Below are 16,587 nucleotides of genomic sequence, written 5' to 3' on the forward strand. Positions count from 1 at the left end.
TCACAGCCGCTTATCGGGATAATGATCGTCCTTGTGTCAGTGCCTCCCGGTAGTCTCGAAAGCACGATGACAGAGGACCTCTCACCGGCCGAGCGGTACGCGGCAGCACGCAGGCGCGCTGCCGAGCAGGCCACCGCGCTCGCCTCCTTCCGCGAGATGTACGACTTCGGCCTCGACCCCTTCCAGATCGAGGCCTGCCAGGCCCTCGAAGCGGGCAAGGGTGTGCTGGTGGCCGCGCCCACCGGCTCGGGCAAGACGATCGTCGGCGAGTTCGCCGTCCACCTCGCCCTCCAGCAGGGCAAGAAGTGCTTCTACACCACGCCGATCAAGGCGCTCTCCAACCAGAAGTACGCCGACCTGTGCCGCCGGTACGGCGCGGACAAGGTCGGCCTCCTCACCGGCGACAACAGCGTCAACTCCGAGGCACCGGTGGTCGTCATGACCACCGAGGTCCTGAGGAACATGCTGTACGCGGGCTCACAGACCCTTCTCGGACTCGGCTATGTGGTGATGGACGAGGTGCACTACCTCTCCGACCGCTTCCGCGGCGCCGTCTGGGAGGAAGTGATCATCCACCTCCAAGAGTCGGTGACCCTGGTGTCGCTCTCGGCGACCGTCTCGAACGCCGAGGAGTTCGGCGACTGGCTGGACACCGTGCGCGGCGACACCCAGGTGATCGTCTCCGAGCACCGGCCCGTCCCGCTGTTCCAGCATGTGCTGGCCGGACGGCGGATGTACGACCTCTTCGAGGAGGGCGAGGGCCAGCGCAAGGCCGTCAACCCCGACCTCACGCGCATGGCGCGCATGGAGGCGAGCCGTCCGTCGTACCAGGACCGCAGACGCGGCCGCGCGATGCGCGAGGCCGACCGGGAGCGGGAGCGCAGACAGCGCTCGCGGATCTGGACGCCGGGCCGGCCCGAGGTCATCGAGCGGCTCGACGCCGAAGGGCTGCTGCCCGCCATCACGTTCATCTTCAGCCGCGCGGCCTGTGAGGCCGCCGTGCAGCAGTGCCTGTTCGCAGGGCTGCGGCTGAACGACGACGCGGCGCGCGCACGGGTGCGTGAACTCGTCGAGGAGCGCACCGCCTCCATCCCGGACGAGGACCTGCACGTCCTCGGCTACTTCGAATGGCTGGAGGGCCTGGAGCGGGGCATCGCGGCCCACCACGCGGGCATGCTGCCCACCTTCAAGGAGGTCGTCGAGGAACTCTTCGTCCGCGGCCTCGTCAAGGCGGTCTTCGCGACGGAGACCCTCGCGCTCGGCATCAACATGCCGGCCCGTTCGGTGGTGTTGGAGAAGCTCGTCAAGTGGAACGGTGAGCAGCACGCCGACATCACACCCGGCGAGTACACCCAGCTCACCGGCCGGGCCGGCCGCCGCGGCATCGACGTCGAGGGCCACGCGGTCGTGCTGTGGCAGCGCGGCTTCGTCCCCGAGCACCTCGCGGGACTCGCGGGCACGCGCACCTATCCGCTGCGCTCCAGCTTCAAGCCGTCGTACAACATGGCGGTGAACCTGGTCGAGCAGTTCGGTCGGCACCGCTCGCGCGAGCTGCTGGAGACGTCCTTCGCGCAGTTCCAGGCCGACAAGTCGGTCGTCGGGATCTCCCGGCAGGTGCAGCGCAACGAGGAGGGCCTCGAAGGCTACAAGGAGTCGATGACCTGCCACCTCGGGGACTTCGACGCCTACATGGGGCTGCGCCGCGAACTCAAGGACCGCGAGACGGATCTGGCCCGCCAGGGTATGTCTGAGCGCCGGGCCGAGGCGGCCGTCGCCCTGGAGAAGCTGAAGCCGGGTGACATCATCCATGTGCCGACCGGCAAGTACGCGGGACTGGCGCTGGTCCTCGAACCCGGGCTGCCCGCCGGCCGGTCGAACGGCCACCGCGGCTTCGAGCAGCACGACGGACCGCGTCCGCTGGTGCTCACCGCCGAGCGCCAGGTGAAGCGGCTGGCCTCGATGGACTTCCCGGTGCCGGTCGAGGCACTCGACCGGATGCGGATCCCCAAGTCCTTCAACGCCCGTTCGCCGCAGTCACGTAGAGACCTCGCCTCCGCCCTGCGCACGAAGGCCGGGCACATCGTGCCGGACCGGCACCGCAAGAGGCGCTCCGAGGCGGCCGACGACCGTGAGATCGCCCGGCTGCGCACGGCGATCCGCGCGCACCCCTGCCACGGCTGCAACGACCGCGAGGACCACGCCCGTTGGGCCGAGCGCTACCACCGGCTCCAGCGGGACACCTCGCAGCTCGAGCGCCGCATCGAGGGCCGGACGAACACCATCGCCCGTACCTTCGACCGGATCGTGGCCCTGCTCACCGAGCTGGACTATCTGCGGGCCGACGAGGTCACCGAGCACGGCAAGCGGCTCGCCCGGCTGTACGGGGAACTCGACCTGCTGGCCAGCGAATGCCTGCGCGCCAGCGTCTGGGACGGGCTCTCCCCGGCCGAACTGGCCGCCTGCGTCTCGGCGTTGGTGTACGAGTCGCGGGTCGCGGACGACGCGATGGCGCCGAAGGTGCCGTCCGGCAAGGCGAAGGCCGCGCTCGGCGAGATGGTGCGCATCTGGGGCAGGCTGGACGCGCTGGAGGAGGACTTCGGGATCAACCAGGCGGAGGGCGTGGGCCAGCGCGAGCCGGACCTCGGGTTCGCCTGGGCCGCCCACGAGTGGGCGTCCGGCAAGGGTCTGGACGAGGTGCTGCGCGAGGCCGAGATGCCCGCCGGTGACTTCGTGCGCTGGTGCAAGCAGGTCATCGATGTCCTCGGCCAGATCGCGGCGGCCGCGCCCGTCTCGGGCGGCGAGAGGTCGACGGTCGCGAAGAACGCACGCAAGGCGGTCGAGGCCCTGCTGCGCGGGGTCGTGGCCTACTCGTCGGTCGGCTGACCGACGACGGCCGGGCCGTCGCCGGGTCCGGGGCCTGAGCCCCGCCCGGCGGCGGCCCGTGCCCGAACCGCGGTGTGTCTGTGCCCGGCCGGCACCGGCCGCTCCCGGCTTCGGCGGGTGCGGTCCGCCGTCGGCCGGGTGTCGGTTGCCGCCGGGCGATGTCCGACCCTGCGGGGTGCGGTCAGCCGGGCTGCCGGTCGTCCAGGTACGCGCGCCAGCCGCCGTACCGGGTGATGTCGGGGGCGTCCTTCAGTGCGCCGGGTTCGCAGAGGAAGCCGGGCACGTGGGTGCCGTCGGCGAGTTCGACGCTGCCCAGGGTCATCGGGCGGGAGAGTGCCGCCAGCAGGCGTCCGAGGCCCTCGGCGGGCAGGCTCCACACCTCGGCCTCGACGGCGGCGCCGCCCGAGCCGACGTGGACGAGCCCAGGCTTCGGCGGACTGGTCGCCAGGGCGTGCAGACGGTAGACGGCGGCGGTCGTCGTCGTCCGTTCGAGGCGGGCGCCCAGAGACAGCAACTGCGGGTTCAGCGGCCGGCCGGACAGATGCGCCCCCACCACGGCGAGGCGGGTCTCCGGTTCCAGGAGGCGGGCGATCCCTGCGAGCCGTTCGTCGGTGAACGCCGGGCCGATCAGCATCACCCCGAACGGACGTCCCGCGGCCGTCCGTCCGGCCGGGACGGCGACCGCCGCCAGGTCGAACAGGTTCGTCGAGTTGGTGAAGCGGCCCAGCCGGGCGTTGGCGCCCAGCGGGTCGGCGGCGACCTCGGCGAGCGTGGGATGGCCGGGCGCGGTCGGCAGGAGCAGCGCGTCGGCGTCGGACAGTTCGGCCAGGGCCCGGGCGCGCAGGCCGGCCAGCCGCTCCTGGTCCGCGTAGAGTTGGTGGGCCGGGATGTCCCGCGCGCGGGTGATGATCCCGGCGACGGTCGGGTCGAGCCCGGCACCCCCCTCCGAGGTCTGCTTGTCGACAAAGCCCCCTACCGCCGTGTAGCGCTCGGCGACGAACGCGCCCTCGTAGAGCATCGCGGCGGCCTCGGTGAACGGGGCGAGGTCGAGGGTGCGTACCTCGGCCCCCGCCGCGACGAGCGCGCGCACCGCCGCCTCGTAGGCCTCCGCCCAGCCCTCGTCCAGTTCGCCGAGTTGTGCCGTCGGCGGGACGGCGACGCGCCACGGGCCGGGCGCGCGCTGTGCCAGGGGCGGCAGTTCGCGTCCGGAGGGGGACGCGAGACGGGCGAGGGCCTGTTCGGCCTCCGGCAGGGTGCGGGCGAACACGGTCACGCAGTCCAGGGAGGCGCAGGCCGGGACGACGCCGGTGGCCGGCACCAGGCCGCGGGTCGGCTTGAGGCCGACGATGCCGTTGAACGCGGCGGGCACGCGGCCCGAGCCGGCGGTGTCCGTGCCGAGCGCCAGGTCGACGATGCCGAGGGCCACCGCCACGGCCGATCCCGAGCTGGAGCCGCCGCTGATCCTTTCCGGGTCCAGGGCCCCCCGGACCGCGCCGTACGGCGAGCGGGTGCCGACCAGGCCGGTGGCGAACTGGTCCATGTTGGTGGTGCCGAGCACGACGGCTCCGGCCGCGCGGAGACGGGCGACCGCGGGGGCGTCGGCCTTCGGGGCGTAGGCGTAGGCCGGGCATCCGGCGGTGGTGGGCAGGCCGGCCACGTCGATGTTGCCCTTCACGGCGAGGAGCCGGCCGGCGAGCGGGAGACGCTCTCCGCCAGCTACCCGCTCGTCCACGGCACGGGCCTCGCGTTCGGCCTCCGCCCGGGGGCGCAGGTCGATCCAGATCTCGGGGCGGTCCACGGCCTCGATACGGGCGTACGCCATGCGGACTCGGGTGAGGGCGGACATCGGGACTCCTTGCGCTGAGAGGGTGCCCGGCCCGGGGCCCGGTCCGTGACGCGTCCCGTGACCCGCCGGGTTTCCCCCGCCCGGCGGGTCAGGGCCCTGAAAAGGAGACCGGCCGGGTGCGGGCGGCGGAGGAGCAGGGTCCACGGGCGGGCGGAGAGCAGGGTCGTACGGGCGGAGGGCAGGGGGCGGACGGGCGGAGACGGCAGCGGGCGCGGCGCGGGGTCAGGACGGGGACGGTTCCAGGGGCGCGAGCACGAGCAGGGCCGTGCCCGCCTCCACCTGCGCGCCCGGGCGGGTGAGGATCCGCTGGACCACGCCGTCGATCGGGGCGGGGACACGCGACTCCATCTTCATCGCTTCCAGCGCGAGCAACGGCTGCCCCGCCGTGACCTGTTCGCCCGGAGCCACGTTGAGCTGCCACACCGACGCGGCGAACTCGGCCTCGATCAGCCGGCCGCCCGCCGGGACCGTCACCTCGACGGCCGGCGCGGGCGCGGACCCCGCGTCCTCGGCCCGTGTGAACTCGCCCGCCGCCTCCCAGGCGTCCCGCTCGGCGGAGAACGCGCCGCCCTGCCGGGACCGGAACTCCGCGACGGACTCGGCGTTCTCGGCGAGGAAAGCCTCGTACGCGGCGAGGGAGAAGGTGCCCTCCTCCACGCGTGGCACGAAACGGCCGGAGACGATGTCGGCCCGCAGTTCGAGGAGTTCGTCCGCCTCCACCGGGTACCACTTGATCCGGTCGAAGAAGCGCAGCAGCCACGGCGAGCCCGGCTCGAACGCGCCGCGCTGCTGCCAGGGCGACCACACCTGGGTCGTACGGCCGACGAACTGGTAGCCGCCCGGGCCCTCCATGCCGTAGACGCAGAGGTAGGCGCCGCCGATGCCGACCGAGTTCTCGGCGGTCCAGGTGCGGGCCGGGTTGTACTTCGTGGTGACCAGACGATGGCGCGGGTCGAGCGGGGTGGCGACCGGCGCTCCGAGGTAGACGTCGCCCAGGCCGAGGACGAGGTACTCGGCGTCGAAGACGGTGCGGTAGACGTCGTCCACCGAGTCCAGGCCGTTGACCCGGCGGATGAACTCGATGTTCCAGGGGCACCAGGGGGCGTCGTCGCGGACACCGGCCATGTAGCGGGCGATGGCCTCGCGGGTGGCCGGGTCGTCCCAGGACAGCGGGAGATGGACGGTGCGGGAGGGGACGACGAGCAGGTCGCTCGGGGGCAGGGCGCGGACCGTGCGCCGTACGGCGTCCAGGAGTTCGCGCTGGGGCAGCCGGCGCGGGTCCGTCTGGATCTGCAGGGAGCGGATGCCCGGCGTGAGGTCCGTGACGCCGTCGAGATCCGCCTCGGTCACCGCCTCCATCAGCGCGTGCACCCGCATGCGCAGGGCCAGGTCCAGTTGCATGGGCCCGAACTCGACCAGCAGGTTGTCGTCGCCGCTGCGGCGGTACGTCACGTCGCCGTCCCGGGCGAGCACGCCGCCGTCGACGATCGCGGGCCGCGCCGAACCGTCGTCGGCCAGCGGCGCGAAGCGCACGGTGTCGCCGGGGCGGAGCTGGCCGAGCTTCCAGCGTTCCGTGGTGACGACGGTCGCCGGGCACACGAAGCCGCCGAGGGAGGGGCCGTCCGGGCCGAGCAGCACCGGCATGTCGCCGGTGTAGTCGACGGCCCCGACCGAGTAGGGGGTGTCGTGGATGTTGGAGGGGTGCAGGCCGGCCTCGCCGCCATCGGTGCGGGCCCAGCGGGGCTTGGGCCCGACGAGCCGCACTCCGGTGCGGGCCGAGTTGAAGTGGACCTTCCAGTCGGCGGCGTAGAAGTCGTGGATGTCGTCCTCGGTGAAGAACTCCGGTGCCGCGTGGGGTCCTTCGAGGGCGCCGATCCGCCATGCGGCGGTGAAGGCGGGGCGCTCGGCGGGCGGCACGGGTGTCCCGGATTCCGTGACCGTGCCGCCGTGCAGGACGTCGCCGGTGCGCAGGGTCCGGCCGCCGTGGCCGCCGAACCGGCCGAGGGTGAAGGTGGAGGCGCTGCCGAGGAAGGGGGGCACGTCCAGGCCGCCGCCCGCGAACAGTACGTAGGTGCGCAGTCCGTGCCCGTCGGGCGCCCCCACCTCCAGCACCGCCCCGGCCGGCACGGTGACCGGCTCCCACTGGGCGATGGCCGACCCGTCCACGGTGACCGGTGCGGGTGCGCCCGTGACGCAGACCGTCGTGGCGTGGGTGAACCTCAACGCCGGTCCCCGCAGGGTGCATTCGAGTCCGGGCGCGCCCTCGGGATTGCCGAGCGCTCGGTTGCCGAGCCGGAAGGAGAGGTCGTCCATCGGGCCGCACGGCGGTACCCCGACCTGCCAGTAGCCGGTGCGTCCCGGCCAGTCCTGCACGGTGGTGAGCGTGCCGCCGGACACGACCTCGACGCGCGGGGTGGGATCGCTCACGCCGGCCAGCGTGGCGGTGGAGTGCTCCGCCTTCCGGAAGGACGGTTCGGCGAGCGCGGCCCGCACCAGGCCGAGGTTCGTCTCGATGCCGTCCACGCGGGTCGCGGCCAGTGCCGCGTCGAGGCGTTCCAGGGCCTCGGCCCGGTCCGCCCCGTGGGCGATGACCTTCGCGAGCATCGGATCGTAGGAGGTGGTCACCTCGGTGCCGGTCTCGACCCAGCCGTCGACGCGGACCCCGTCGGGGAACGCGACCCGGGTCAACAGGCCCGCGCTGGGCTGGTGTTCGCGCGAGGGGTCCTCGGCGTACACCCGCGCCTCCACGGCGTGGCCGCGCGGTGCCCCCGGTTCCCGTACGACATCGGACTCGCCCCGGGCCAGCCGCAGCATCCAGGCGACCAGGTCGACGCCGTAGATCTCCTCGGTGACCGGGTGTTCCACCTGGAGGCGGGTGTTGACCTCCAGGAAGTACGCCTCCTCGCGGGCGGCGTCGTAGACGAACTCGACGGTTCCGGCCGAGCGGTAGCCGACCGAGGCGCACAACTCGCGTGCGGCGGAGGCGAGCCCGTCGCGGATGTGGGAGGGCAGGCCGGGGGCGGGTGCCTCCTCCAGGACCTTCTGGTTGCGGCGCTGGAGCGAGCAGTCGCGGTCGCCGAAGGTGACGACGCGGCCCCGGCCGTCGCCGAAGACCTGCACCTCGACATGGCGGGCGGGTTCGACCAGGCGCTCCAGGAACACCCCGGCCGAGGAGAACGAGGCCGCCGCGACGCGCTGCACCCGGTCCCAGGCCTCCGTCAGTTCCCCGGCGGATCGACATGCCGACATGCCGATGCCGCCGCCACCGCCGGTGGCCTTGAGCATGACGGGGTAGCCGATGCGGCCGGCCGCCTCCAGGGCCTCGGGGAGGCCGGGGAGCAGTCCGGTGCCCGGTGCGAGCGGTACCCCGGCGGCCTCGGCCGCCGCCCGCGCCGTGTGCTTGGCGCCGAACAGTTCGAGCTGTTCCGGTGCGGGCCCGACGAACACGATCCCGGCGTCCTCGCAGCGGCGGGCGAACGCCGCGTCCTCGGACAGGAAGCCGTATCCGGGATGGATGGCCCCGGCTCCGGTGTCCTTGGCGGCCTTCAGGACCAGGTCGGCGTCGAGGTAGGACTCCTTCGCGGGGGCGGGGCCGAGCCGTACGGCCTCGTCGGCGAGGCGGACGTGGGGTGCGGCGCGGTCGGCGTCGGAGTACACGGCGACGGTGCGCAGGCCCAGTTCGCGGGCCGTGCGGATGATGCGGACGGCGATCTCGCCGCGGTTGGCGACCAGGAGGGTGTCGAAGCTCATGCAGAGTCCCCGATCGTCATCGCGACCGCGGTCGGCTCGAAGCCGTTGCACGGGTTGTTGATCTGGGGGCAGTTGGAGACCAGGACGATCACGTCGCGGTCGGCACGCAGGGTCAGCCGGCGTCGCGGGGCGGAGATGCCGTCGACGATGCCGAGGGTGCCGTCCTTCTCGACGGGCACGTTCATGTACCAGTTGATGTTCGACACGAGATCGCGCTTGCCGAGGCCGTAACGGGAGCCCTCGGCGAGGAAGTTGTCCACGCAGGCGTGCTGGGACCAGGTGTGGTGGCCGTAGCGCAGGGTGTTCGACTCCTTGGAGCAGGCGCCGCCGACGGTGTCGTGCCGGCCGACCTCGTCCTCGGTGACGGTCATGAGCGGGGTGTGCTCGTTCGACATCAGCACGCTGCCGGTGGTCAGGAAGATGTTTCCCTGGGCCTGGATCGTGTCGGGCGCGCTGTAGCGGACGGCGGTGTCCGCGGCGTCGTACACCAGGAAGTCGACGGCCTGGTTGCCGTGCAGGTCGGTGACGGTGAGCGTCTGGCCGGCGCGGAGGAGCGCGGACCAGGCGGCGCGGGCCGGGACGGTGACGTGCGTCATGCGAGCCCCCTCGTGGCAAGGAATTCGGCGGTGTTGAGGAAGGCGCGGCGGCCCTCGGGTGTGGCCTCCCACAGCGGGTCGCCCGCCGCGGTCGCCCGCGCGCGCCAGGCCAGCACCTCCAGGGGGGTGCTCGTGTAGGCGGGGCGCGGGTCGGCCGGGTGCGGCACGTTCGCGATCAGCACGGTGACGTCCTGCTCGGCGCGCAGGGTGACGGCGGCGCCGGGTCCGGCCGAGCCGGTGAAGTCCGGCGAGCCGTCGTCGCGTATCTCCACGCCCTGGAAGAAGGAGAGCGAGGGCGGCAGGTCGCGGGGTGTGAGCCCGTTCTTGGCGGCGGCCAGCTTGAACAGCTCGCGGCCGGCCGGGGACGCGGACTGCGGGGTTCCGTCCCCGTAGCGCCCGGTGTTGCGTACGAGCGTGGAGGTGCCGCAGAGGGTGTCGTGCCGGCCGGAGGTGTCGGCGATCACGGAGGCGAGCACCCGGCCCTGGTCGGAGAGGAGCAGCCGCCCCGCGCCCAGGTAGGCGTTCCACTGGACCTTGACGGTGTCGGCGACGTTCAGGCGTTCCCACGGCCGGTCCGCGACGTACAGCAGGAGGTGGGCGCAGGCGTCGCCGGCGAGGTCGGTCAGGCGCAGTTCGGTGCCTCGGGCCAGCACCTTGTGCGTGTAGTTGCCGCCGGCCACGGACTCGGCCCAGACGAGGGGGCCCGCCTCGGGCGGCGGGGCCGGCCAGTCGTCCGCGGGGACCACGGGCATCGTCTCGGCGCGGGTTCCCTGCTGGGCGCGGGCGTGATCGCGTGCTCCGTGTGTGGTCGCTGTCGCCATCGCGGGTCCTCCGACTCCTCGGTCATTTCTGTCGCGTGACAGAAATTAGGGGCGGGGCGGGTCGCGGCCGTGTCCCGCGTGTTGCCGGGCGGTTACCTGTCCCTCACGCGGAGCGCGCCGCCGGTGAGGGGCCGTGCGCGGCGCGGCCCGGTGTCCGCCGTGCGCGCCGCGGCGCCCCGCCCGGGGCGCGTCGGGTGTGCGAGGATCGAACGCATGGGAACGGGTGGCGGACGCCGGGTCGGCAGGCCCCGGGCCGCGCAGCGGCCGGACAGCGGGCTGTCGCCGCGCGCCGAACTGCTGGACGCGGCCGCCGAGTTGTTCACGACGCGGGGATACGCGGCCACCACCACCCGGGCCGTCGCCGAGCGGGCGGGCATGCGTCAGGCGTCCATGTACCACTACGTCACCGGCAAGGAGGAGCTGCTCGCCGAGCTCCTGGAGTCCACGGTCACCCCCTCCCTGGCGTACGCCCGTGAGCTCCTCGCCGACGACACGGCGTCCGCGGAGGGCCGGCTGTGGGAGCTGTGCCGCACCGATGTGGAGGTGTTGTGCGGGGGGCCGCACAATCTCGGCGGTCTCTATCTGCTGCCCGAGGTGCGCGCCGAACGCTTCGCCGGCTTCCATGCCGTGCGGGCCGAACTCAAGGACACCTACCGCCAGTTGCTCGCGGCCACGACGGCCGGCGGCGCGCTCCCCAAGAGTGAGCTCGATCTGCGGACGGATCTGCTGTTCGGGCTGATCGAGGGCGTCATCCTCGTGCACCGCTCCGATCCGCAGCGCCCGGTGTCCGCCTTCGCCGAGGCCACGGCGGACGCGGCGCTGCGCATCGCCGGGGTCTGATCCCTCACCGCCATGCCGTTCGCACGCCCGTACGCCATCACGCAGCGTGTGCGAACGGGGGCGCAGCGTGTAAATGAGGCTGAGGGTACTCCAGTCCCACGGGTGGTTTCAGGTGCTCGCCGAATATGACACAGCGTTGATCCGGTCGGACTAAGCTCGCCCGCGGCGCACCGAGTTGAGGCTTATTCGTGCGCTTGTTCCCAAAAGTTCCGAAGATCTGGTTTGACCCATGCCGATCCGTGCCGATTCCCCCACAAACCTCCCCCACCCCCAGCCGATTTGTCTCAGAGGGCATACATGGTGAGTGTTCAATCGCCTCCCGGTGACAGTGAACTTCCCTACGCGCGCGTGCTGTTGCTGCCGGCCGTACTGATGGCGGTGGCGACCGGCGCCGCCGTCGCCGTCGTGACCGAGCCGGCCCGGGGCGCGGTGGCCCTGTGCGGCGGCTTCGCCACGCTGCTGGTCATCGCGATCGGCGGCGAAGCCGTCCGCCGCGGCCGCGTCACCCGCGAACTGCGGGCCGACTTCGCGCGCCGCACCGCCTCCCTGGAACAGCGCGTCGTCGCGCACGATCAGGAGATCGTGCGCTTCACCCGGGACGTCCTGCCGTACGCGATCGACCGGCTGCACGAGGGGAACTCCCCGTCGGAGGTCATGCGCACCCTGGGCCGCGACAACCCGGACCTCCGCGAGATCCCCGCGTCCCAGAAGGACCTGCTGAAGAAGCTGCTCAAGGCCATCGACACCGAGGAGTCGATGCGCGACGCGGCCCAGCGCTCCTTCGTCAACATCGCCCGGCGCGTCCAGGCCATCGTCCACCAGCAGAACAACGAACTCCGCGAGATGGAGGAGGACCACGGGCGCAACCCCGAGGTCTTCGACGACCTGCTGCGCATCGACCACGGCACCGCGCTGATCGGCCGGCTCGCCGACTCCATCGCCGTGCTCGGCGGCGGCCGCCCCGGACGGCAGTGGCCCGAACCCGTACCGCTGTTCAGCGTCCTGCGCGGCGCGATGTCACGCATCCTGGAATACCGGCGCATCGAGCTCCACAACATCGTCGACATCGCCGTCGACGGTGTCTCCGTCGAACCGCTCATCCATGCCCTGGCCGAGCTCCTGGACAACGCCACCCGGTACTCACCGCCCCACACCAAGGTGCACGTCACCGCGATCGAGGTGCAGACCGGCATCGCCATCGAGATCGAGGACGGCGGCGTCAGCCTCAGCGACGAGGCCCGCGGCAAGATCGAGGAACTGCTCCGGCTGGCCGCGGCGGGCGTCGACCCGAACACCATGGGCCAGGCACCCCGGCTCGGGATGGCCGTCGTCGGACGACTCGCGCAGATGTACAACATGCAGATCTCGCTGCGGCAGTCCGCGTACGGCGGTGTCCGCGCCGTCCTCGTCGCACCGCGTGCCATGCTCACCACCGACTTCGCCCCCGGTCTCGCGCACGGCATCGGGGCCAGCTCCGTGGCCGGCATCGACAACGGCGGCGTCGAGGGCCCCGCGCGCAAGCCCAAGAAGCGCCGGCCGACCACCGGCCCCCGGATCCCGTCGTCGAGCGGCGACCCGCTCGAGGACGACGTCCCGGTCGTCACGGAATGGACGCCGAACGGTCTGCCGCAGCGCCGCAGCCGCATGAAGGTCCCGCTCAGCCGGCGGTACGCCGAGGCCCGCGCGGAGCAGGAGGCCGCCGAGGCCGCCGCCTCCTGGGAACCCGACCCCGCGCCGCAGGAGAAGGAGCCCGAACCCGGGCTGTGGGTCGAGGCGTTCATGAACGGGCTCAAGGGCGACCCGGACCCGGCCGCACTCAGCACGGACAGCAGGCCGGGCCCGGCCGAGGCCGACGACGAGAGGGACCTCAAGTGATCCAGCAGCGAGCCAACTTCGACTGGATGCTCAAGGAACTCGCCGACGGAGTGCCCGGCATCCAGCAGATCGTGGTGCTCTCCGCCGACGGCCTGCGCATCGCCCGCTACGGCGGCGACCCGGACGCGGCCGACCGCGTCGCCGCGGCCTGCGCGGGCCTGCAGAGCCTCGCGGGAGCCGTCGCGGGCGAGATCCCCAAGAGCGACGGCCGGATGCGGATGGTCATCATCGAGATCAACGGCGGCTACTTCTACCTGATGTCGGCGGGACCCAACGCCTACCTCGCCGTCCTCGCCAACCAGACCGCGGAACCCGGGCTGATGAGCAACCGCATGCGCGACCTCGTCGTACGCATCGGCGCCCATCTCACCAGTCCGCCGCGCCGCAACGGGCAGACCGTATGAGCCCTCCGCAACGCCGACGGCGCCAGCCGAGGGAGCGGCCCCCCGAACCCCCCGCGCCGCCCTCCCCCCTCGCGGGCCCGGAAGACTCCGCGGGGGAGGGGCAGGAGGGCGAGGAAAAACCGAAGAACCCGGAGCGGCTGTACGTCCTCACCGGCGGCGGTGAGGACGGCGACCGGGCCGAGGTCGACCTGGTCACGCTGGTCGTCGCCCGTGCCGTCACACCGCCGCCCGCCACCCAGCCGGAGCAGTCGGCACTGCTGCGACTGTGCAGAACTCCCCTGTCCGTGGCCGAGATCTCGGCCTATCTCAATCTGCCGTTCAGCGTGGTGACCGTCCTGCTCACCGAGCTGCTGACGGCCGAACTGGTACGGGCGCGCGCCCCGATCGTCCGTCAGGCGCTTCCCGACCGTTCCCTCCTCGAAGCGGTGATGCATGGACTTCAAAAGCTCTGACACCGTCACGGGCCCTCGCGCCGAGGACCACCTCCCGCACACCGCGCAGGCGGCGGTGAAGATCGTGATCGTGGGCGGCTTCGGAGTCGGCAAGACGACCATGGTGGGCTCCGTCAGCGAGATCAAGCCGCTGACGACCGAGGAGACCATGACACAGGCCGGTATAGGCGTCGACGACAACTACGGGTCCGAGACCAAGACCGCCACCACCGTGGCCATGGACTTCGGCCGGATCTCGATCACGGACCAGCTCGTGCTCTACCTGTTCGGCACGCCGGGCCAGGAGCGCTTCTGGTTCCTGTGGAACGGCCTGTTCGAGGGGGCGCTCGGCGCGGTCGTCCTGATCGACACCCGCCGCCTCGAGGTCAGCTTCGACGTGATCGGCCGCCTGGAGGAGCGCGGTGTTCCGTTCGTCGTCGCGATCAACGACTTCCCCGACGCGCCCCGGTACCCGGTCGAGGACCTGCGGACCGCGCTCGACCTCGCCGAGGAGATCCCGATCGTGCGGTGCGACGCCCGCCGCAGGGCGTCCAGCCGGGACACCCTCATGACCCTGATGCGGTTCCTGCATTCCCTCGCGATGACGTCGGCGCACCGCTGAAGGCCGTACGGTGAAAGCAGCATCCGTACGCCAACTACCAATCCACAGAACGTACTTGAGCTTCGGAGCGATCATTGTGACGACCGAATCCCATTCCCCGGCCGGTACGGAAGAACCCGCGTTCGACCCCCCGCCCGGCTGCCCCGCCCACGCCATGGGCCCCGGCGTCGGGCCGGGCGGACTGCGCCGCCTGTACGGGCCCGAGGCGGAGGACCTGGGCACGCTGTACGAGAAGCTGCGGGCCGAACACGGCGCCGTCGCACCCGTGTTGCTGCACAACGACGTACCCGTCTGGGTGGTCCTCGGCCATGCCGAGAACCTGCACATGGTCAGCACCCCCGCGCACTACGCCCGCGACAGCCGGCTGTGGACCGCCGTCCAGGACGGCACGGCGGGAGCCGACCACCCGCTCGCCCCCCACATCGCCTGGCAGCCCATCTGCTCCCACGCCGAGGGCGACGAGCACCTCAGACTGCGCGGCGCCGTCACCGGCGCCATGTCGACCATCGACTTCCGCAGCCTGCGCCGCTACATCAACCGCGCGACCCAGCGTCTGGTCAACGCGTTCTGCCCGCTCGGCGAGGCCGACCTGGTCGGACAGTTCGCCGAACATCTGCCGATGTCCGTGCTCTGCGAGATCATCGGCATGCCCGAGGACTACAACGACCGCATGGTGCACGCCACCCGTGACCTGCTCAAGGGCACCGACACCGCCATCGCCAGCAACGAGTACGTCATGAGCGTGCTGACCCAGCACACCCTGCGGCGCCGCGCCGAGCCCGAGGACGACTTCACCAGCCACCTCATCAACCACCCGGCCCGGCTCACCGACGACGAGGTGGCCCAGCACCTGCGGCTCGTCCTCCTCGCCGCCTACGAGGCCACCGCCAACCTCATCGCCAACGTGCTGCGCATGCTGCTCACCGACCCGCGTTTCCGCGCCCAGCTCAACGGCGGGCAGATGACCGTGCCCGAGGCGGTCGAGCAGTCCCTGTGGAACGAACCGCCGTTCAGCGCCGTCCTCGGCTACTTCGCCAAGCAGGAGACCGAGCTGGGCGGCCAGCGCATCCGCAAGGGCGACGGACTGCTGTTCGGGATCGCGCCCGGCAACGTCGACCCCCGGATCCGTCCCGACCTGGCCGCGAGCATGCAGGGCAACCGCTCCCACCTCGCCTTCGGCGGCGGCCCCCACGAGTGCCCGGGACAGGACATCGGCCGTGCCATCGCCGATGTCGGCGTCGACGCCCTGCTGTTGCGCCTGCCCGACGTCGAACTCGACTGCGACGAGAGCGACCTGCGCTGGCGCAGCACCATGTCCTCGCGCCACCTCGTCGATCTGCCCGTGCGCTTCGAGCCCAAGCCCACACAGGAGGTCACCCAGCGGCCGTCCGTGCGCGCCCTGCCCGCCCAGCGGACCCCCTGGCAGGTGACCACCGAAGACGCCGCCGCACCGGCCACGCCCGCACCGCAGCCCAAGGCCCCCGAGCCCGTCCCGGCCGCTCCCGGGCCCGCCGCCCGGCCCGGCGCCTGGCAGCGCCTCCTGCGCTGGTGGCGCGGCTACTGATCCCCGGCGCCCCGGCCCGACCAGGTGTCGTACGCGGTCCACGCCTCCAGCGTCCGCCCGCTGACGAACCGATGGGCCCGGCCGGTGACCGGATCGGTGAACTCCAGCGTCCGCGCCAGCAGTTGCAGCGGACGCCGGAAGTCACCGGCCGGCATCGGCCCGGTCACCACCGGGTACAGCGGATCGCCGAGGATCGGCACGCCCAACGCGCTCATGTGCAGCCGGAGTTGATGGGTCTGCCCGGTCCGCGGAGTCAGCCGGTAACGCCCGAGACCGTCCCGGTGCTCGACGAGGTCGACCCCGCTGACCGCGTTCGGCTCGCCCGCCACCTCCCGGGCGGCCATCACCCCGCGCTCCTTGAGGATGCGGCTGCTGACCGTACGCGGCAGACCCAGACCGGAGTCGTACGGTGCCACGGCCTCGTACTCCTTGCCGATCAGCCGGTCGCGGAACAGCGACTGGTACGCGCCGCGCTCCCCGGGCCGCACGGTGAACAGCACGAGCCCCGCGGTCAGCCGGTCGAGACGGTGCGCCGCGCCCAGTTCCGGCAGCTCCAGCTCCCGGCGCAGCCGCGCGAGAGCCGTCTCGGCGACATGGCTGCCGCGCGGTGTGGTGGCCAGGAAGTGCGGCTTGTCGGCGACGACGATGTGCTCGTCGCGGTACACCACGTCGAGCGGGAACGGCACCTGCTCCTCGTGCGGCAGTTCTCGGTGGAACCACAGGAACAACCCCGGCGCGTAGGCCTCCTCGGCGGTCAGCGGCCGTCCGTCCTCCAGGACGATCAGACCCTCGCCGATCATCGTGTCGATGACTCCGCCGCCCGCCGCGAGCCGTTCCACGAGGTACGCCCGCGCCGTGGCCCAGCTCCCCTCGCGCGGCAGTCTGATCCGCACGGGGTCGACCCCGTGGCGCTGCGGGAGGGGAGCGGGCGGGATCCGGGGCTTACGTCTCACCC

The 16,587-nt window shown here is 72.3% G+C and carries 12 protein-coding genes; 7 read left to right on the forward strand and 5 right to left on the reverse strand.

All coding sequences use genetic code 11. The features are described 5' to 3' along the window. The first annotated feature begins 21 nt into the window (after window positions 1-21). Window positions 22-2,883: a DEAD/DEAH box helicase gene (locus tag ACWEBX_RS01695; protein WP_451882910.1), complete on the forward strand. Its 2,862-nt coding sequence runs from the start codon at window positions 22-24 to the stop codon at window positions 2,881-2,883. A 181-nt stretch (window positions 2,884-3,064) separates the two neighbouring features. Here ACWEBX_RS01695 and atzF read toward each other — a convergent pair whose 3' ends face one another. The 4 genes from atzF to ACWEBX_RS01715 all read right to left on the reverse strand — a co-directional run bounded on the left by atzF (window position 3,065) and on the right by ACWEBX_RS01715 (window position 9,896). After that, complete coding sequence (gene atzF / locus ACWEBX_RS01700; RefSeq protein ID WP_451882911.1) at window positions 3,065-4,729, reverse strand: allophanate hydrolase; 1,665 nt, start codon at window positions 4,727-4,729, stop codon at window positions 3,065-3,067. A 222-nt stretch (window positions 4,730-4,951) separates the two neighbouring features. Then, window positions 4,952-8,479: a 5-oxoprolinase/urea amidolyase family protein gene (locus tag ACWEBX_RS01705; protein ID WP_451882912.1), complete on the reverse strand. Its 3,528-nt coding sequence runs from the start codon at window positions 8,477-8,479 to the stop codon at window positions 4,952-4,954. Next, window positions 8,476-9,075: an urea amidolyase associated protein UAAP2 gene (locus tag ACWEBX_RS01710; protein WP_451882913.1), complete on the reverse strand. Its 600-nt coding sequence runs from the start codon at window positions 9,073-9,075 to the stop codon at window positions 8,476-8,478. The genes ACWEBX_RS01705 and ACWEBX_RS01710 overlap by 4 nt, the downstream gene beginning before the upstream one ends. Next, window positions 9,072-9,896 (reverse strand): urea amidolyase associated protein UAAP1, encoded by an 825-nt coding sequence (locus ACWEBX_RS01715; RefSeq protein ID WP_451882914.1) that lies wholly within the window; start codon window positions 9,894-9,896, stop codon window positions 9,072-9,074. Before ACWEBX_RS01715 ends, ACWEBX_RS01710 begins: the two co-directional genes overlap by 4 nt. 213 nt (window positions 9,897-10,109) lie before the next feature. Between ACWEBX_RS01715 and ACWEBX_RS01720 the strand changes: the two genes are divergently transcribed. From ACWEBX_RS01720 to ACWEBX_RS01745, 6 genes are all read left to right on the forward strand, one after another. Then, window positions 10,110-10,736: a TetR/AcrR family transcriptional regulator gene (locus tag ACWEBX_RS01720; RefSeq protein WP_451882915.1), complete on the forward strand. Its 627-nt coding sequence runs from the start codon at window positions 10,110-10,112 to the stop codon at window positions 10,734-10,736. Between the two features lie 297 nt (window positions 10,737-11,033). After that, window positions 11,034-12,611 (forward strand): sensor histidine kinase, encoded by a 1,578-nt coding sequence (locus ACWEBX_RS01725; RefSeq protein ID WP_451882916.1) that lies wholly within the window; start codon window positions 11,034-11,036, stop codon window positions 12,609-12,611. Beyond that, on the forward strand, window positions 12,608-13,015 hold the full coding sequence (locus ACWEBX_RS01730; protein ID WP_326788791.1) for a roadblock/LC7 domain-containing protein: 408 nt from the start codon (window positions 12,608-12,610) through the stop codon (window positions 13,013-13,015). The genes ACWEBX_RS01725 and ACWEBX_RS01730 overlap by 4 nt, the downstream gene beginning before the upstream one ends. Next, window positions 13,012-13,467 (forward strand): DUF742 domain-containing protein, encoded by a 456-nt coding sequence (locus ACWEBX_RS01735; RefSeq protein WP_451882917.1) that lies wholly within the window; start codon window positions 13,012-13,014, stop codon window positions 13,465-13,467. The genes ACWEBX_RS01730 and ACWEBX_RS01735 overlap by 4 nt, the downstream gene beginning before the upstream one ends. Continuing rightward, the gene (locus ACWEBX_RS01740; protein WP_451882918.1) at window positions 13,448-14,068 is read left to right on the forward strand and encodes a GTP-binding protein; all 621 of its coding nucleotides are present in this window, start codon (window positions 13,448-13,450) and stop codon (window positions 14,066-14,068) included. Before ACWEBX_RS01735 ends, ACWEBX_RS01740 begins: the two co-directional genes overlap by 20 nt. A gap of 76 nt (window positions 14,069-14,144) precedes the next feature. Beyond that, window positions 14,145-15,632, forward strand: a complete 1,488-nt coding sequence (locus ACWEBX_RS01745; protein WP_451882919.1) for a cytochrome P450 — start codon at window positions 14,145-14,147, stop codon at window positions 15,630-15,632. Here the strand turns inward: ACWEBX_RS01745 and ACWEBX_RS01750 are convergent. Then, window positions 15,626-16,585, reverse strand: a complete 960-nt coding sequence (locus ACWEBX_RS01750; RefSeq protein WP_451882920.1) for a pseudouridine synthase — start codon at window positions 16,583-16,585, stop codon at window positions 15,626-15,628. The two genes, ACWEBX_RS01745 and ACWEBX_RS01750, sit on opposite strands and share 7 nt — an antisense overlap. Window positions 16,586-16,587 lie beyond the last annotated feature (2 nt).

Source organism: Streptomyces sp. NPDC005070 (assembly GCF_053600395.1).

Bases quoted from the DNA above. Each gene is read 5' to 3' on its own strand.
- ACWEBX_RS01735 (WP_451882917.1), top strand. From the start codon at position 13,012: ATGAGCCCTCCGCAACGCCGACGGCGCCAGCCGAGGGAGCGGCCCCCC.
- ACWEBX_RS01720 (WP_451882915.1), top strand. From the start codon at position 10,110: ATGGGAACGGGTGGCGGACGCCGGGTCGGCAGGCCCCGGGCCGCGCAG.
- atzF (WP_451882911.1), bottom strand. From the start codon at position 4,729: ATGTCCGCCCTCACCCGAGTCCGCATGGCGTACGCCCGTATCGAGGCC.
- ACWEBX_RS01710 (WP_451882913.1), bottom strand. From the start codon at position 9,075: ATGACGCACGTCACCGTCCCGGCCCGCGCCGCCTGGTCCGCGCTCCTC.
- ACWEBX_RS01705 (WP_451882912.1), bottom strand. From the start codon at position 8,479: ATGAGCTTCGACACCCTCCTGGTCGCCAACCGCGGCGAGATCGCCGTC.
- ACWEBX_RS01695 (WP_451882910.1), top strand. From the start codon at position 22: ATGATCGTCCTTGTGTCAGTGCCTCCCGGTAGTCTCGAAAGCACGATG.
- ACWEBX_RS01740 (WP_451882918.1), top strand. From the start codon at position 13,448: ATGGACTTCAAAAGCTCTGACACCGTCACGGGCCCTCGCGCCGAGGAC.
- ACWEBX_RS01715 (WP_451882914.1), bottom strand. From the start codon at position 9,896: ATGGCGACAGCGACCACACACGGAGCACGCGATCACGCCCGCGCCCAG.
- ACWEBX_RS01725 (WP_451882916.1), top strand. From the start codon at position 11,034: ATGGTGAGTGTTCAATCGCCTCCCGGTGACAGTGAACTTCCCTACGCG.